17 protein-coding genes are annotated in these 16,252 nt (G+C 65.1%); 9 read left to right on the forward strand and 8 right to left on the reverse strand.

Annotation, left to right across the window (positions count from 1 at the left end):
* The first annotated feature begins 55 nt into the window (after nt 1–55).
* Nucleotides 56–1,438 (forward strand): LuxR C-terminal-related transcriptional regulator, encoded by a 1,383-nt coding sequence (locus tag ROP_RS44060; protein ID WP_231869045.1) that lies wholly within the window; start codon nt 56–58, stop codon nt 1,436–1,438.
* Nucleotides 1,439–1,449: 11 nt separating this feature from the next.
* On the opposite strand, the gene ROP_RS12065 is transcribed toward ROP_RS44060, so the two are convergent.
* On the reverse strand, nt 1,450–1,707 hold the full coding sequence (locus tag ROP_RS12065) for a hypothetical protein (RefSeq protein ID WP_012689628.1): 258 nt from the start codon (nt 1,705–1,707) through the stop codon (nt 1,450–1,452).
* Between the two features lie 119 nt (nt 1,708–1,826).
* Nucleotides 1,827–2,582 (reverse strand): GntR family transcriptional regulator, encoded by a 756-nt coding sequence (locus ROP_RS12070; protein WP_012689629.1) that lies wholly within the window; start codon nt 2,580–2,582, stop codon nt 1,827–1,829.
* Nucleotides 2,583–2,747: 165 nt separating this feature from the next.
* On the opposite strand from ROP_RS12070, the gene ROP_RS12075 reads away from it, so the two are divergent.
* From ROP_RS12075 to ROP_RS12090, 4 genes are read left to right on the forward strand one after another with little or no spacing between them, the layout of a single operon-like run.
* Nucleotides 2,748–3,635, forward strand: a complete 888-nt coding sequence (locus tag ROP_RS12075) for a phosphate/phosphite/phosphonate ABC transporter substrate-binding protein (protein ID WP_012689630.1) — start codon at nt 2,748–2,750, stop codon at nt 3,633–3,635.
* Nucleotides 3,632–4,420: a phosphonate ABC transporter ATP-binding protein gene (gene phnC / locus ROP_RS12080; RefSeq protein WP_012689631.1), complete on the forward strand. Its 789-nt coding sequence runs from the start codon at nt 3,632–3,634 to the stop codon at nt 4,418–4,420. The genes ROP_RS12075 and phnC overlap by 4 nt, the downstream gene beginning before the upstream one ends.
* Nucleotides 4,417–5,226, forward strand: a complete 810-nt coding sequence (gene phnE, locus ROP_RS12085) for a phosphonate ABC transporter, permease protein PhnE (RefSeq protein ID WP_012689632.1) — start codon at nt 4,417–4,419, stop codon at nt 5,224–5,226. The genes phnC and phnE overlap by 4 nt, the downstream gene beginning before the upstream one ends.
* Nucleotides 5,223–5,933: a tyrosine-protein phosphatase gene (locus ROP_RS12090; RefSeq protein ID WP_012689633.1), complete on the forward strand. Its 711-nt coding sequence runs from the start codon at nt 5,223–5,225 to the stop codon at nt 5,931–5,933. Before phnE ends, ROP_RS12090 begins: the two co-directional genes overlap by 4 nt.
* A gap of 63 nt (nt 5,934–5,996) precedes the next feature.
* Here the strand turns inward: ROP_RS12090 and ROP_RS12095 are convergent, their stop codons facing one another.
* The 3 genes from ROP_RS12095 to ROP_RS12105 form a co-directional block, all read right to left on the reverse strand.
* A complete protein-coding gene (locus tag ROP_RS12095) occupies nt 5,997–7,652 on the reverse strand; it encodes a PEP-utilizing enzyme (protein ID WP_231868888.1) in 1,656 nt (551 codons plus the stop codon).
* 158 nt (nt 7,653–7,810) lie between these two features.
* Nucleotides 7,811–8,914 (reverse strand): DUF7065 domain-containing protein, encoded by a 1,104-nt coding sequence (locus ROP_RS12100; protein WP_012689635.1) that lies wholly within the window; start codon nt 8,912–8,914, stop codon nt 7,811–7,813.
* A complete protein-coding gene (locus tag ROP_RS12105; protein WP_063721416.1) occupies nt 8,908–10,098 on the reverse strand; it encodes a phosphotransferase family protein in 1,191 nt (396 codons plus the stop codon). The genes ROP_RS12100 and ROP_RS12105 overlap by 7 nt, the downstream gene beginning before the upstream one ends.
* Before the next feature lie 164 nt (nt 10,099–10,262).
* Between ROP_RS12105 and ROP_RS12110 the strand changes: the two genes are divergently transcribed.
* Entirely contained in the window at nt 10,263–11,399 is a 1,137-nt protein-coding gene (locus ROP_RS12110; protein WP_012689637.1) for a hypothetical protein, read from the forward strand.
* A 62-nt stretch (nt 11,400–11,461) separates the two neighbouring features.
* On the opposite strand, the gene ROP_RS12115 is transcribed toward ROP_RS12110, so the two are convergent.
* From ROP_RS12115 to ROP_RS12125, 3 genes are all read right to left on the reverse strand, one after another.
* Entirely contained in the window at nt 11,462–12,301 is an 840-nt protein-coding gene (locus tag ROP_RS12115) for an SDR family NAD(P)-dependent oxidoreductase (protein WP_197535752.1), read from the reverse strand.
* Between the two features lie 124 nt (nt 12,302–12,425).
* Nucleotides 12,426–12,866: a limonene-1,2-epoxide hydrolase family protein gene (locus tag ROP_RS12120; protein WP_012689639.1), complete on the reverse strand. Its 441-nt coding sequence runs from the start codon at nt 12,864–12,866 to the stop codon at nt 12,426–12,428.
* Nucleotides 12,867–12,981: 115 nt separating this feature from the next.
* Complete coding sequence (locus ROP_RS12125; RefSeq protein ID WP_012689640.1) at nt 12,982–14,340, reverse strand: FAD-dependent oxidoreductase; 1,359 nt, start codon at nt 14,338–14,340, stop codon at nt 12,982–12,984.
* Between the two features lie 214 nt (nt 14,341–14,554).
* Here ROP_RS12125 and ROP_RS12130 point away from each other — a divergent pair, with 214 nt between their 5' ends.
* Genes ROP_RS12130 through ROP_RS12140 form a run of 3 tightly spaced genes read left to right on the forward strand, consistent with a single transcriptional unit; the run spans nt 14,555 to nt 16,251 of the window.
* A complete protein-coding gene (locus ROP_RS12130; protein ID WP_419789295.1) occupies nt 14,555–14,869 on the forward strand; it encodes a limonene-1,2-epoxide hydrolase family protein in 315 nt (104 codons plus the stop codon).
* 24 nt (nt 14,870–14,893) lie between these two features.
* Nucleotides 14,894–15,358 carry a nuclear transport factor 2 family protein gene (locus tag ROP_RS12135; protein ID WP_012689642.1) on the forward strand — a complete coding sequence of 155 codons (465 nt, stop codon included), beginning with the start codon at nt 14,894–14,896 and terminating at the stop codon, nt 15,356–15,358.
* Nucleotides 15,355–16,251, forward strand: a complete 897-nt coding sequence (locus ROP_RS12140; RefSeq protein ID WP_012689643.1) for a TIGR03619 family F420-dependent LLM class oxidoreductase — start codon at nt 15,355–15,357, stop codon at nt 16,249–16,251. The genes ROP_RS12135 and ROP_RS12140 overlap by 4 nt, the downstream gene beginning before the upstream one ends.
* Nucleotide 16,252: the final 1 nt, after the last annotated feature.

Raw genomic sequence — 16,252 nt, forward strand, 5'->3', positions numbered from 1 at the left:
GACCGCGGACGGAGTATGCCTACCCTCCGAACCCGGATCCAGTGTTCTCGGCGCGTTGATCGGGCTCGTCGACAAATCGATCATCGTCCGCATCAACGGCCCTCACGGAACGCAGGGCCGGTATCGAATGCTCGAGCCGGTGCGCCAATACGCCATGGAGAGGTTGGCGTCGTCCCCGGACGCGTCGGCCGTGCGACATCGTCACCGGGATTACTTCTTCCGTCTCGCCCAGCGTGGAATGTCCGACTACTGCAGCAGCAGAGACGTCGAGTGGTACGCGACGACACAAACAGACCAAGCCAATATCCGCGAAGCGCTCGCATTCAGTTTGTCCGACCCCGGCGAGCCGCTGGTCGCACTCGAGATGGCGACGGCTCTGCGTCCCTTTTGGGAGCAATCCGGATCCGTTCTGGAGGGGTATCAGTGGCTGCGACGCATCCTCGATCGAGTCACCGACCCGTCGCTCGAGCGGGCAACGGGTCTCGTCGCCGCAAGCATCCTCGCGTTCCTCGTCGAGCAGACAGAAGACGCCCGCACACTACTTCGCGAATACCGCGAACTGACCACGCAACAGCCGTGGGACGAGTTGACCGTGACCGCCCTGTTCGCATCGGCTCTGGAAGCGTCCGCGGACGATGACATTCACAAAGCATTCGACGAAGCTGAGCTGGCTGTAGAGCTGGGAATCGACCGGGAGAATCCAGGTCTCGTAGCCGAAGCGATGGCCCTGTCCGCCCTGTACGCATTCATCACGGAGCATGAGGACGCGGAATACATTGCGGGGCGTTTCGTGCAGTTCACGGAGCGCCACGGGGCGCACCTGCTCAAAGCCATCGCCCTGTATCCGCTCGGAGCCGTGCGGTGGCGGAAGGGAGACGTCGCTTCCGCCACAGCCCTCATGTCCGAGGCGATACGCCTGTATCAGATGTTCGAGCATCCGGGCATGGTCGCTGTCTGTATCGAGGGGCTCGCGTGGTCGGCTGCCGCGAGCCGACCGGATCACGCCGCCATGCTATTGGGCGCGGCAAAATCGATCTGGCAATACAGCCAGATGAGACTTGCTCAGGCCGCAGTGCAGCAAGTCACGAGCATTGTCGAACGGGAACTCCGTCAGAACCTCGGGAACCCCACCTTCGAGCAGATGTACGCCAAGGGTGAAGCACTTTCCTTCGACGAATCGGTGGCACTTGCCCTCGGGTCCGAGACGGATCGAAAACCGAAGGGTAAAGAATCTGGTACTCGCGCCGGCCTGACCCGCCGTGAGCAGCAGATCGCCGCCCTGGTCGCCGACGGTCTCACGAACAGAGAGATCGCCACCAAGCTGGTGATCTCCCAGCGGACCGTCGACGCCCACGTCGAGCACATCCTCACCAAGCTGGGTTTCCGCTCACGAACCCAGATCGTGCGATGGTTGGATACAGCCGAGCAACCCGACTGACCACCCTCCGCTCAGCTCGTCGCGGTGATGTACGCGAGCGCTTCGATGCCGGCCGAGGTGATCATGACGCGTCCGCCGCTTCGCGAGTGCGCCCCGCGCGCGACGAGGCCCAACTTCTCCAGTCGCCCGAGCGCCTGGCGGTCGGAAGCAGGCTCATCGGCGCGGCCGATCGATTTCGCCGTCGGCCCGGATTCGTCCCACCGATGCGAGTACGCCACCAACTCGCTCACTGCCACCTGCTCGAGTACGCCCAACTCCGCTGTGTTCATTCTCTGACCTCCTTGTCTTCTCCAGCTTGGAGGACCGCGACACGGGAAACCATTCGTCGAACTACCTACGTAGGTACCTATGTCGTACGTCACATCGGGTGACCCGGAATCGGGGTGGCTCAGTCCACCTGCAGGTAGTTCGCGACGAACCGCACGCGGTCGCTGCGGCACGACCGGTTGATGTAGACGGCGGGAAGGCCGTCCTCGTCGAGGTTCAGGCCGTCGCGCAGCAGTACGGGTGCGCCGGCGGGCACACCGAGCAGTTCCGCCACGCGCGGCGAGGCCGCAGCCGCGGCGAACGACCGCCACGCCGCCTTCAGGCGCACGCCATAGACGTCACGCCACACCGTGTACATCGGGACGCCGTCCTGCAGGTGCCGGTCGATCCCGGCGAACCGGCGATCGTCCATCCACACCGAGTTCGCGAACCAGGGTTCGCCGTCGACCTCGAGCACCGAATCGACGCGGCGCAGCCGGCGGGCCGGCAGATACTCTTCCGCCTGGGGCGCACTGCCACCGAGCACGACCTCACTGCCCACCAGTGTCTCGCTCAACGTGCGGCCGACTGATGCGAAGGCCCCGCCGAGGCCGTCGGGACCGTCGATGTAGCTGGCGACGAGTTCGATGGGAAAATGCCGGGGCGGCGGAGCCACGAAGGTGCCCGACCCCTGCCGCGTCACCAGCCGGCCCGCACGGGTCAATTCACCGATGGCCTGGCGGACCGTCAGCCGGTTGACCCGGAGTTCGGCGGCCAGGTCGGTCTCGGGTGGCAGCCGGTCTCCCGGTTGCAGCCTCCCACTGTCGAGTCGCTGCAGCAGGACGTCCTGCACCTGTCGGTAGAGCGGCACCCGGCCCGGCGACGTTTTGCTCGGCATGCGGCAAGTCTAGAGGACTGCCGATGTTCCCGTCATTCGCGCAGACCGCATCTGACCTGTTCAGATTGCATTCATTTGCAAGACACCGGCGAGGATCGACTACGCTACTTATCTAGATGAATATTCGGGCATCAACGTCGAAAATTCCTCGGAAAGGCCCCGCCCGTGAACATCCACCCGACCCTGCGCCGCACCCTGGCCGCCGCTGCCTGCGCGATCACGCTGTGCGGTGCCGCCGCCTGCGGCGACTCCTCCGCCCAGGACGGCGCACCCGATGTACTGAAGGTGGGGTTGCCTCCCGCGGAGGCCAACGCGGACCTGCAGGCGAAGTTCGCACCGATCACCTCGCTGATCGAGGACGGGACGGGCAAGTCGGTGGAAGTGAAGCCGACAAGCGATTACCTCTCGATCGTCGAGGCCATGCGGTCGGGCCTCATCGACGTCGCGGTGTTCAGCCCCTTCCCGACGCCTCTCGCCGAGGCCGTCGCCGGTGTCGAGCCCCTCGTGGTGGCCAAGGGCGCCGCCTACAGTTCGGTGTTCGTGTGCCGCACGGACACCGGCATCGATTCGATCGACGACCTCCGCGGGCGCAAGATCGCGTTCGTCGACGCCGGCTCCACCAGCGGCAACTACATTCCCAAGCTCCTGCTGAAGCGGGCCGGCATCGACCCCGATACCGACATCGAGGGCACCTACGCCGGTGGCCACGACACCGCCCAACTCGCGGTTGAGCAGGGCTCGGCCGACTGCGCCGCCGACGCCCGCTCCTCTTACCAGACGATGGTCGACAAGGGTGTCATCGACGGCGCCACCCAGAAGATCGTCGCCGAGTCCGACCCCATCCCGGTCTCCCTGGTGATCATCGCACGCAAGGATCTCGACCCCACCCTCGAGCAGGGCATCGTCGACGCCTTCGTGGATGGCGACAACACCGCCGCCCTCGGTGTCGTCAAAGCAACCAGCTTCGAGCAGGCGAACGAGGAAGACTTCGCCATCTTCCGGGACGCCGCAACAGAACTCGGCGTGAACCTCGAGGAGCTGTCGCGGAAATGACGTCCACACAGAACGGCGTGCCCCGCGTGGAGGCCGACACGGTGAGCTACACGTATCCGGACGGCACGGCAGCGCTGCACGAGGTGTCGGTGCGGGTGGCCCCCGGCGAGATCGTCGCGGTGCTCGGCCGCAGCGGTGCCGGAAAATCCACACTCATGCGATGCCTCGCGGGCCTCGATGAACCGACCTCGGGGCGGGTGCTGCACGACGGGAGCGATCGCGGCGGATTGCGCGGCCGCGCCCGGCGGCGTGCGCAGGCCCGGGTGGGGTTGGTGTTCCAGGAGTTTCAGCTCGTCGAGCGGGCGACGGTGCTCTCGAACGCGCTCATCGGCAGGCTCGCCTACCAGCCGCTGCTGCCCAGCCTCGTGCACTTCGTCCGACGCCGCGATCGGGAGATCGCCGTCGAGGCCGTCCGCCGACTCGGACTCGACGACCAGCTACGCAAGCGTGCCGACGCCCTGTCCGGTGGGCAACGTCAACGCGTGGCCATCGCCCGCGCGCTCGTGCAGCAACCCGATATGCTCCTCGCCGACGAACCCGTCGCCAACCTCGATCCGGTCGTCGCCCGCGGCGTCGTCGACGACATCGTGCGACTCGCTCGCGTCGAAGGACTCACTGCGGTCTTGAATTTGCACGACGTGGACCTGGCGCGACACGTCGCGGACCGGCTGGTGGGCCTGCGCGCCGGGCGCCTCGTCTTCGACCGTCCCACCACGACCGTCACGGCCGCCGACCTCGACCTGCTCTACGCCACCGACCGTGCGCTGGCGGGGGTGCAGGGATGACTCTCGACACCGAACGCGTTCCGTCGACGGCCGACCTCGCCACGCTGCGACGCCCGTCCTGGCAAACTGGCGCCGGCGTCCTCGTCGCCGCCGTCGTGATCCTCTGGTCGGCGCAGGCCACCGAGTTCTCCGTCGCCGCACTGCTCGACGGGATCCCGAACATCACCGATTTCATCGGCCGCATGTTCCCGCCCGACCTGTCCATCCTCCCCACCGCGATCTCGTTGATGGGCGAGACCCTCGCGATCGCGGTCATCGGCACCGCGATCGGCGTCGTCCTCGCGCTGCCGTGGGCGCTGCTCGGCGCGCGTTCGGTCTTCGAGCAGGCGTGGTTGCACCACGCCGCACGAACATCGATCAACGTCACCCGGGCCATCCCGGAACTGATGTGGGCGTTGCTGTTCGTCTCCGCGGTCGGGTTGGGTCCGCTCGCCGGCACCCTCGCCATCGTCGTCGGGTCGGCGGCAGGCATGGCCCGCCTGTTCGCCGACATCTTCGAGACGATGGACATGCGGGCTTGGGAAGCGGCCGCCGCGGCAGGCGCCACCCGATCCCAGCGCGTCAGCTGGGTCCTGCTGCCACAGAGTGTGCCGACCGTCGCCAGTTACACCCTCCTCGTGCTCGACGGGAACGTGCGCGCCGCGTCACTCCTCGGCATTGTCGGTGCTGGTGGCATCGGCATGGAACTCACCCAGCAACTCCGGCTCTTCGAGTACGGAAACGTCCTCACGATCGTCCTGGTCGTGCTGGTGGTCGTGGTGACCCTCGACCGCGTCGCCTCCTATCTCAGAAAGAAGCTTCTATGACAGTGACCGACATCGACGTTCTCCCCAACCTCCGCGATCTCGGCGGGCTCCCGACCAACGACGGCCGGCGAACGCGAACCGAGGTGCTGTACCGCAGCGCACTCCCCGCCCCCGGCGACGCCCGTCCCACGGCCGTCGCCGAGTGGCCTGCACGAACCGTGATCGACCTCCGCAGCCCGCGCGAGTTCGCCACCCGCGCACACCCGCTGCAGTCCGACGACACAACCGTGCATCAGGTCTCTCTGCTGACCGACGCCGAGGTCACCGCACCCAGCCAGGGCACGCGCCTCGCCGACGTCTACCAGGGCATTCTCGTCAACGCGGGCGACAAGCTCGTAGCCCTCCTGCAGATCGCCGCCACCGCCCCCGGACCGATATTGCTGCACTGCGCGGCGGGCAAGGATCGCACTGGCATCGCCGTCGCACTCCTGCTGCGTATCTCCGGCGTCGACCCCCGGGACATCCTCGCCGACTACGTGTCGACCAACGAGCACATGCCCGCCGTCCTGGCGCGCATCACCCGGTTTGCTCCCGAACTCGGCCGCACGCATCCCCACGACCGCGACCTGCGGGGCGCCGTCCCCGACGCCCTCGACGGCGTTCTGTCGGAGTGGGACTCGCACTCCGGCGGAGTCCATGGGTGGATTCAGTCGCGTGGCGCCACCGACGAGTCGATCCAGCTCTGGAAAGACCGTTTCACGGAATGACGGTGTTGGGCGGGCGGACGAGAATTCACTCGTCCGACCGCCGCCACACCGCCACCCCTGCGGTCAGTGGACCGCGACCGTTCCGGCGCCGCCGTCCACGGTCAGCACCATGCCGTCCGTGATTCGCTTTGTCGCCTGCCGAACGCCGAGAACGCAGGGAATGCCGAGTTCGCGGCTGACGATGGCCGCGTGACTCATGGAGGAACCCACGTTCACCACAACTGCGGCAGCCGAGGTGAAGATCGGCGTCCAGCCCGGATCGGTGAGCGGCGCAACGAGGATCTCGCCCGGTTCCAGATCGGGGGCGTCCTCGGGATCGGTGATGACACGAGCGACGCCGGTCGCGACACCCGTACAGGCCGGCAGCCCCGTCAACACGTCCCCCGACACGGCGGTCTCGGCACCCGGGTCCGTCTTCTTCGGCCACTCGGTGACCGGCGGAACCTTTCCGGCCTCGACGATGAACGGCGGCTCGAGTTCGGAGAGCTGATCGAACCACGCCCAGCGCTCCACGATGATGTTGTGGAAGGAGCGCGGATCGGCGACCAACGCATCCAGTTCGTCCTCGCGCACCATGACGATGTCGTCGGGACGGTCAAAGATTCCCAGGTCGGCGTACCGTCGCCCGAGTTCGGCCATGGGCAGCCTGGCTTCGTGCAGGACTCTGATCGTGTTGGTCTTGCTCTGTTCGCGTGCCGGTGAATACACGGACACCGACTGAAGCGCGGCCTCGAGCTTGGCCAGTTGTTCGGGTTGGTCGGCGAGTGTGTCGCGCATCTGGGCGACACAGAGCTCTCGCTCCTCCCGCAGCCTCTTGCTCTGCTGGACCGGGTTCTTGTCCTCGTCCTGGAGCCGCATCCGGTCGATCATGCCCAGCGGAATGGACGGGAATGCTTCCCAGGTGCGTGCATTGGCCTCCCATTCCTGTGTGGAGCGGGAACCGAACTCGTAGAGGAACTCGTCGAACGCGGAAACGAAGTCGGTGATCTCGGGAACGGTTGCGGCCCGGAGACGCTCGTCGAGCGAGGCCACTCCCTGCTCGAAGAGTGCGGTGAGACTCGGACTCTGTCTGACCGTTCGGCCGAGTGCCCACATCGCGTGATTCGGAGCGGCCGACGCGATGTTGCCGAGACCCGCGGTGAGCCGGACAGCGAGTCCGGGGTCGGCGAACGGGGCCACTGCGTCTTCCAATGCCCCGGTGACGATGGAACCCTCGTAGACCATGCGCAGGTGCGTCCGAGTGAACATCGGATAGTACTCGCGCATCACGAGGCGTTGATACGCGACGAGGTCGGCCTCGCTCATGGACGAGTAGTCGGGGCGGGCGCTGCGCAGCTTCTCGGCGGTTTTCCGATGTTCCTCGATGTCGGGTCGGCCGGTTTCACTCATGACGCGCTGGACCGTCGCCAGAATTCGGTCGGTGTACTCGGGCCTCTGGTCGTCGGGATGCGGCACGTAGGCCGGCGCTTCACGGTCACCTAGGTAGGTTCGGTCCATCAAATCCGGTGTGGCACCGGGCATCCGGGCACCGAACGTTCGCATGTTCGACAGATTCAGGTACACGTACCCATGTACCAGACCTTGGATGTCGATGACGCCGTCGCGGAACTCGTCGGTGTCGAATGCACCGAACTCTGCGAGTGCCTGCTGCCACTCACGCTCGGAAGGCGGACCACCGATCATGCTCCAGAAGAGCGGTGTTGCAACGGTAGAAGACACTTCACCGACGTTTCCGCGGGTGTAAACCGGCCACCGCGTGCTCAACTCGTTGTCAACTACCCAGGGACGTGTGATGTCGCCCATGATTCTCCTTCCGGCGACTCCGAGTGGCGTCGCTCACACAAGATAGTAGTCGACTCGACTATCGGAACCTAGACTTATTTTGCCGAGTTCTGACGCTGCATGTTTCCGCTTCGCCACATGATCGGCAAGTGCGCGAACCCCGCTTCACCGTCGACGGTGACCGCCGCCAAGTTCTCCCGATGACCCGGTTCGACCGGCAGCCCATCGCAGTACACCTCACCCGAGTCCGCAAGGTCGAAGACGTCGTACTCGATCACATCACCACGACGGGCGCCGAAACCGAGCCCGTCACCGAATCCGCGGTTGTATCCACCGCCGCGACTCGCCCACGCCCTGTCCGGGTGCGGTTTTGCGTCGATTGACATCTCGACTCCGTCTTCGAGCCTGAGCCGGAGACGCGCCTTGCTCCAACCGGCAGGCGATCGCTCCACGTTGTGATCCACTGCCGTAACACTCAGCGAGGAACCGTCATTCGCATACACCCGCCCGTCGACGTAGGGAGGCCGACCGTCGGCGTACTCGCGAAGCTGCACGAGTCCGCACCGGGTGGGGGTCGAGAAGTTGCACCAGATAGTCAAGCTGCTCACACGTCGCGCCAATGGTGGCGGCTCCAGGCCACCGACGTCGACGCGGACACCCCAGGAGTGGTCGCGATCCCCCCACCAGTCTTTGACGTCGAATCGTCGCCCCTCGACCTCCACCCAGCCGTTCCAGGAACCGACCTGGTCATATCGAGTCTGCTCCTGAATGAGTCGATGCCCCGCCATCTCACGATGCTTGGCCTCCAGATGAGGCGGCCGCGCAGTGGTGAACAAGAGTTCCGCCCGCACGGACTCCGACGCTTCGTCGATCGTGAGGCGTACCCGCCGGAAAGGGTCCTCCACCTCGATCGCGAATCCGCCGACCTGAGCCTTGTTGACGGTGGCGGCATCGGCGAGCACGTCGATCTCGGTCGACACCCGCAGGTTGTGCTGACGCGAACCGACCAGCACGTTGATGAAGGCGTCGCGCGTCGACATGTTGGGGTACCTGCCCGTTCCGGCGAAGAAGGCAACCGCCCCATCGGGGGCCAGACCCGAGAACCAATAACGATCGAAGAAGCGATGATCCGGCGTCGCCACCACGGCGAACGGGTCCGTAGTCTGGTGAAACAAACTCTCGTCGAGTGGCGTCAGCATGCGCGTGCCCCCGCGACCGCGTGCGCCGAAGACACCGAACGCACCGCGCTCGTGAGAAAACGTGGCGCAAGAAGAAGACCGGAGATTCCGTAGAGGACCTGGTCGGGACTCTGCAGGAAGAGGCTGCGCATCCGATAGGCGGACACTGCACGCCAGAAGTCCTGCCAGACGATGTACCAGACCAAGGCGTCGTCCGATGGTTCCCGGCCGCCCGCTGCAACGTACTCGCGCATGAATGCGGTCCACGACTCGTCGTCGAGGGTGGGTCTGAGGTAAGCGAGATCTTCCACGGCAAGTCCGGCGTGACTACGTTCCCAGTCCAGGATCCCCGAGAGTTCGTCACCCTCGATCAGGAAGTTGTGGGGCCCGAAGTCGCCGTGGACCAATACCGGTGGATCGGCCGGTTCGGGGATCGCGGACTCGAGCCAGTTCAGCACCAGATTGAATGCCGGCGCCCAGGCATCGTCACCCTCGGCCCACAGGCCGTCGAGCACCGCTCTTCGCTCCGAGAGAGCCTCCCTTCGGTCCTCCGCAGAGATCAATGGGGGCAATGGATTCGCATCGAACGCCGCCAGCTCGACCTGATGCTGCTGCGCGGCCGCTCGCGCAACCGACGCCAGCACCGCCGAGGAGGGAGGTGCAACCCATCCGTTCGGGTCGCCGGCGGGCGTACCGGAGAGTGCCGAGGTTGCGATCGCCGGAGTTCCGAGGGCCTCGCTGTCATACCACCACGGCTCCGGCACGGGGCAGCCACTGTGGAACGCCGACGACAGGACGTCGTATTCGGCGCGAAGGCCATCTGCCCGCCGTCCGGGCGCCACCTTACGGACGACGAATCGTTCGCCGGAGCCGTCGGAGTAGGTAGCTCGCGCCATCAGCATTTCCTTCGAGAAACCGCCGGACAGCCGTCGGACATCCCCGACTGATGCCACGATGCGTCCCGCTCTCGGATGACGACTCAGCGCCGCAAAGAGATCCGGGGCAGTGACAGTCAATTCCGTCGACGTTCCGTAGTCGATCGGGACGACTGCTCCGTCGAGTTCTTCACCGACCGCCGGGAGTTCGACCGCGAGGAGTTCTTCGACGCGCTGCGGTGCAGGCGTTGCCGCGCGCCTGCGGCCGAGGTCGTCGTCGAGTTCTGCTCGTCGTAGCAAAGCGCGCCCCACGGTCAGCAAGTCGACCACCCTACTCGGGTCGGTATCGACAAGGGCCAATTCGGCTTGAAGTACGCGGGCTACCTGGGACGTTACCGAATGTCTCACTCCCGCACGGTAGCACCGATGACGAAGAACATCTAGAGTTAGACTATCGGCAATTCGAATATCTGACCCGGACCCAGAGGTGACCAGTGATCGACGAACGCACTCTCCATCCCGCGGACGAGACCTTGCTCCACCAGGCGCCATGGCCTTTCCTGTACACCGCGACCAGCGACCACCGATTCTTCGATCGGTACTGGTTTGCCGGCGTCGACCCCTCCGGGAAGTTCGGATTCGTCTCTGGACTGGCCATGTACAAGAACATGGGAGTGTGCGACGGCTTCCTCTGCATTCTCGAAGGCGACCGACAGCACAACGCGCGGTTCTCCCGGGCACTCGGTGACGACGTTCTCACCACGGGCGTCGGCGGTTTGACCGTGGACGTCGTCGAGCCATTTCGACAACTCCGCGTTCGACTGGCCGACTCCGACACCCCGCTCTCTGCAGACCTCACGTTCACCAGCACTCACGAGCCGGCCTGCGAGGCGCACTATGTCGATTCACGCGGCGGACGTGTCGGACAGGAAATCACTCGGTACCACCAGCCCGGCCGCTGGACGGGGTCGATCCAGTACCCCGGCGAAACGGTAGACGTCGACAACTGGTGGGGTACGCGTGACCACTCGTGGGGTGTGCGGCCCGGCGTAGGTGGGTTCGACCGGTCGGTTGCGGATCCGCAATCCGCGAAGGCGGCCTCGCCGACATCGCCCGCCTCGTCGATGCTGCACATCGCCCTGGTCGTCGAGCACGACGACCTCTGGGTGTCGCTCCAACAGCGCGAAGACGGCGAAGGGCGGATCACGTTCACTGACGTCGTGGCCATGACCCGAGACGGTGTGCGTCTTCCGGTGGGCATTGCCACCTTTGACGTGGACTTTCACCCCGGAACCCGACAGTACGACGAGGTGACGCTCCGACTGGTCGTCGGCGACGGGAAGGAGTTGCTGGTCAGCGCTACACCGCTGATCCATGCGTGGGCGTACGCAGGGACCGGGTACGACGGCGGATACCGCGACGGGCGCGGCCTCGGTGCGTGGCGCGGCGAGGTGGCCGAATACGACGTCTATGTGCACGCGGGTCGGGAGCAGGTGCTGCTCGACGGTCGACCGACCCCGACCGGACATCGCGAGCAGCTCGCCCGGATGACGGTAAACGGTGTCAAGTCGACTGGTTACTGTGCCGTGATGACGCGCGGGACGCTCCCTCGGCGCGGCCTCTACGCGTGACATGCCGGGTGGCCGGTGCCCGGCACTCCAGCGGCACCGGCCACCCTCGTCGCGGGACCGGATCAATCGCCGCGCAGTGCAGCCACGCGCCCATCGAGCATCTCCGGCCGGGGCGTCTGCCACGGCATGAGCGAGCGACTTCCGACGCCCCCGTCCACCGGGAGAACCACCCCGTTGACGTAGCGTCCGGCCGCGGAGCTGAGATACAGCACAGCATGTGCGACATCCTCGGGCGCACCCGCTTTGGGAAGTACGGGACCCCGCCAGGCCTCGTGATCCTCCTCGACCGGGTCGGCGGCGGCACGCAGGCCTCCGCCGTGATCTACCGCGATGCGGCCGACACGGATTGCGTTGCAACGTATGTTGAGATGCCCGTAGCTGCCCGCGATCGCACGCGTCATCGACTCGATGGCCCCCTTGCCGGTGGCATAGGTGTCGAAGCCCGGCATCGCCTGAGCCGCAGCCATCGACGAGATCATGACGATGCTGCCGGCACGCGCACCGAGCATGTCGGTCAGAGCTTCGCGTGTCGGCAGGTAACTCGACGTGACCGTTCTTTCCATCAAGGTCGCGAACGCAGTCGGACGTACCGCACCCAGCGGGCCATCGACGTCGCGCGAATGCAGCAGGTCCGTCGGGCCGGCGTTGTTGACGAGGACGCTCACCGGTCCGCAGCGCGACCTGACCTCGGCGAACAAACCGGAAACCGAATTCTCATCGCTGACATCGGCGGGGATGAAAAGTACGTCGCCCACCGTCCTGAGCTGCTCGACTGCGTGGCGCCCACGCTCAGGATTGCGGCCACAGACGACCACCCTGGCCCCGGCGCTCAGTAGCACCCTGGCTGTCTCGAAACCTATCCCCGCAGTGCCACCGGTGACAACCGCGACTTCACCGTCCATCCGAAACGGTCTAGTGATCATGAAGCTGCCCCCTGGAGATTGATCCGCCTCCCGACGGTTTCCGCCGAGCGAGTATGTTGCACGGCGTGGGGCCCGGTCTTGTAGACCCCACGCCGCGATCGAATCAGGCGCCGACGGCTCCGTGACCCATCTCCTGAGCCAGCGACTGTAGCTGGGTCGCGGTGCCCAGACTGTCGAGGTAGTCGGTGTAGCGATGAATCTTGCCATCTCGCACCTCGAGAACACCCGCAACCCGGAAGTCCATGATCTTCGATCCGTCGCTCCGGTACATCGTGTCGACGCGCTCGGTGAAGACCAAGTCTCCCGCCGAACCGATGTTGATCACATTGATGTCGCAGTAGGCCATCCCCGTCTGCTCGGCGAGCGTGTCGAGGTACTTCAGGGAGTCCTCCAGGTTGGGGTGGTGGTCGAACCCCACGCTCTCCCACTCGACATCTTCGGCAAGGCTCTCGCGATACGTCTTCTTGAACGACTCCAGGTCAGGTCCCATTCCCTTGAAGAAGTCGAGAACGAATTGTTCCTTGTCATTGCTGGGCGACACCATTCCAGTTCCTCCAACTATCGTGTAGTAGATATTCCATGGAAAGACTATCAAAAGCGTGACGTGGGTAACAGATCGAATTTCCGACTCGGTCGCCAAACATCCTGCGCGACAGACATCAGCCGATGATGCCGGGAATGACCAGTGGGTTGTTGTGGACGACTTCGCGGCGACCAGCGTTCCAGGTCTGCACCGCTTCAGCGATCGAGGGCTTGTGCAGACCGGCACGATCGAAGTAGTGGGCGTACCGCTTGACAGCGAGGGCCACCTCCGGGTCCTCGGTCGCGACCTGAGACAGGAGGGCACCCGCTTTCATGTCCTCCGGGTTCGGCCTCGCCACGCCGATGAGCTCAGCGTCCTCGTAGGCTCCGTCGGTGGACACCGCCATAGCGAAGACGGTGTCGATGACGTCCTTCATCGCCGCCTGCGCGCGATGCGACAGGCCGGAGGCCGATGAGTTCGCAGACACGCTGCGCGACAGAGCAACTGCCTCACACGCGGCGACCGACATACCCTGGCCGTACAGCGGGTTGAACGCCATTACGGCATCGCCGATCAGCAGGTACCCGTCCGGCCGCCGCTCCAGGTCCTCCCACATCCGGCGCCGGCTACCGCGGACCCGATACGTCACGATGTCGGTGAGAAACTCCGCCTTCCGCGCCATCTCCCCCACGATCGGACTCGGAGCGGCGTCGAGGTGTGCCATGAAGCCGTCGAGATCTCGGGGTGGATCCTGATTCATCATTCCGAGGCCGGCGATCAGATAGATGCCGTTGTCGGCGGGTACCACTGCGGCACCACGACAGTTCCCCGGGTGCGGATGCGCCAGCACTCCCACGACACCGTCGTCGAAGGCATCATCCGGCAGGCGCACCTCGACGGTGGCATAGCCGATGTGCGAACGCATTTCCTTCTCTTCCGGGGCTTCATATCCGAAATCGGCAAGCCAGTCGACCGACTTCGATACCCGTCCGGTGGCGTCGACGACGAGATCACCGTCGACGGTTGTGTCGTCGTGCAGCCGAAATCCGAGTACTCGCGTCCGGTCACCGGTCATCGACAGGCCCGTCGCCGCCGACTTGCGCACCGTGACATTCGGGAGCGACAGCACCCTCGCACGCACCACATGCTCCAGGACCGGCCGGCGCATCATCACCGTCTTGGTGCCACTGCGCACTCGTCCGGCCCAGCCGAATCGACCGAAGACCGCAAGATCTGCCGGCGAGTCGACCATGCGGGCGCCTGCGGCCTCGAAATCATCCACAACGCCGGGCAGCAGTTCCGACATCGCGTCTTGACCCGCACCCAGCAGGGCGTGGACCTGCCTGCCCTGCGGCACCCCGCGTCGGTGCGCTGGTTCGGAAGGGAAGTCGTCCTTTTCGAGGATCGTGACCCGCTGTGCGTGGGGGCTGACGGCGGCGGCGGACAGCAGGCCCGCGATGCCTCCTCCGGCAATGACAACCGAATCCAGACTCACTGTGCCTCCCGCGCGACCGACGATAGTTACGTTGACGATCAATAGTTTGTCATGCGAGTATCTGGTGTGACAAGGACCATAAACCAAGGAGGGTCGAGTGATCATCCACCCGGGCGCAGAACCGCAAAACGATGCCGAGAGGGCTGTCGTCGGCTTCCTCGATGACTGGGGACCCGGCGGGTGGCCTCACATGCGTGATTGCTACGACCGGTGGATGACCGATGATGTCTCGTGGGAGAACACCGGGTCACCCGCCACCAAGGGCAAGCACGCTGCCATGGACTTCCTGACAACCCTGCACGACACCCTCGACATGGAGTATTGCACCGCGGAACTTCTCAACATCGCATCCCGGGGCAACACCGTGCTGACGGAGCGGATCGACCGCGTGCACACCGCCGACGGCAGCGTGGCGATCGAAATCCCGATCATGGGTACGTTCGTGGTCGAGGACGGAAAGATCGCTCGCTACGCCGACTACAACGCGGACTCCCCGATCCGGGAGCGATTCCCGCGGCACCACCACTGAACACTGTCGGACAGGAGCGGCACAATGACAGTTGAACCCCTCGAGCAGGCCGTTCGCCGGCTCGTAGCCATTGAAGACATCCGCCAACTCAAGGCCCGTTACTTCCGCTGCGTCGATTTCCGACTCTGGGACGAGTTCGCCGACCTGTTCACGGAGGACCTACAGGTCGATTTCGCGGAGTCGACGTCCTCACCCCGAGGAAAGCAAGAGTTTCTCGCCAGCGTGGCCCGGCACTTCCAAACGGGATACTCGGTGCATCACGGCCACGTTCCCGAGATCGACGTCACCGACGATTCGACGGCTACCGCCATCTGGCCGATGTACGACCGGGTCGAATCTCCCAGCGACAGCGGATATGTGTCCCATGAAGGGTGGGGGCACTACACCGAGACCTACCGCCGGTGCGACGACGGACGGTGGCGCATCTGCCGCAGTCGATTGACTCGGATCGAGCGTCACGAACTCCCGAAGCAGGGAGTCTCGTCGTGACCACAATCGGCCTCACTCTGCCTCAGCTGGGAACAGTCGTGTCGGCATCGCTGGTTCGCGACTTCGTGCAACAAGCCGATGAGATGGGCTTCGACAGTCTCTGGGTACAGGATCACTTCCTGTACTCGCTTGACCAGTCGGGTGACTACGGCGGTAGCGCCGCCAGCCAACCCGACGTCTACCGCTCCGTGTGGGCTCCGACCGAGATGCTCGCCGCCGTCGCCACCTGGACGGAACGGCTACAGCTGGGAAGCAGTATTCTCGTCGGCGGAAATCACTGGCCCGCTCAACTCGCCAACCGCTTGGCCACCATCGACCGAATCAGCAACGGTCGGCTGTCCGTGGTCGGCCTGAGTGTCGGGTGGTCCGAGGAGGAACACCGCGCGGTCGGAGTCGACCCCCGGACACGCGGAAAGCGCATGGACGAATTCGTGCCTGCACTTCGCGCATGCTGGGGCGACGACCCGGTGGAGTATCACGGCACCTTCTTCGACATCGGACCGGCAATCATGCAGCCGAAGCCCACCCGGATTCCGCGATTCATGTCGGGTATGTACTCGAAAGCCGGCCTCGCTCGAACGGCCCGTGACTTCGACCTGTGGAACCCCGGCTCGATACCGATCAGCAATGTAGTGGCCCTCCTCGACGACATCAACAGCGTGCGCCCCGCCGGCAAGGCACCGGTGGGGGCTATCTACCGACTCGCCCAGCAGTCCACCGCGGGCAAGAGGATGTCCGTCGAGGAGATGACCACCCGAGTCGCGGAGTGCGTCGCCGCCGACCTCGACGGAGTCATCGTCGAGACAAATTTCTGTTCCGAAATCACCACATCAGCAGCCTGGCTCGACGTTCTCAGCAAGCTCGAGCCGCTTGTTGACGCAGCGAAGGGATGAT

It is taken from the genome of Rhodococcus opacus B4, assembly GCF_000010805.1.
Lineage (GTDB): Bacteria > Actinomycetota > Actinomycetes > Mycobacteriales > Mycobacteriaceae > Rhodococcus_F > Rhodococcus_F opacus_C.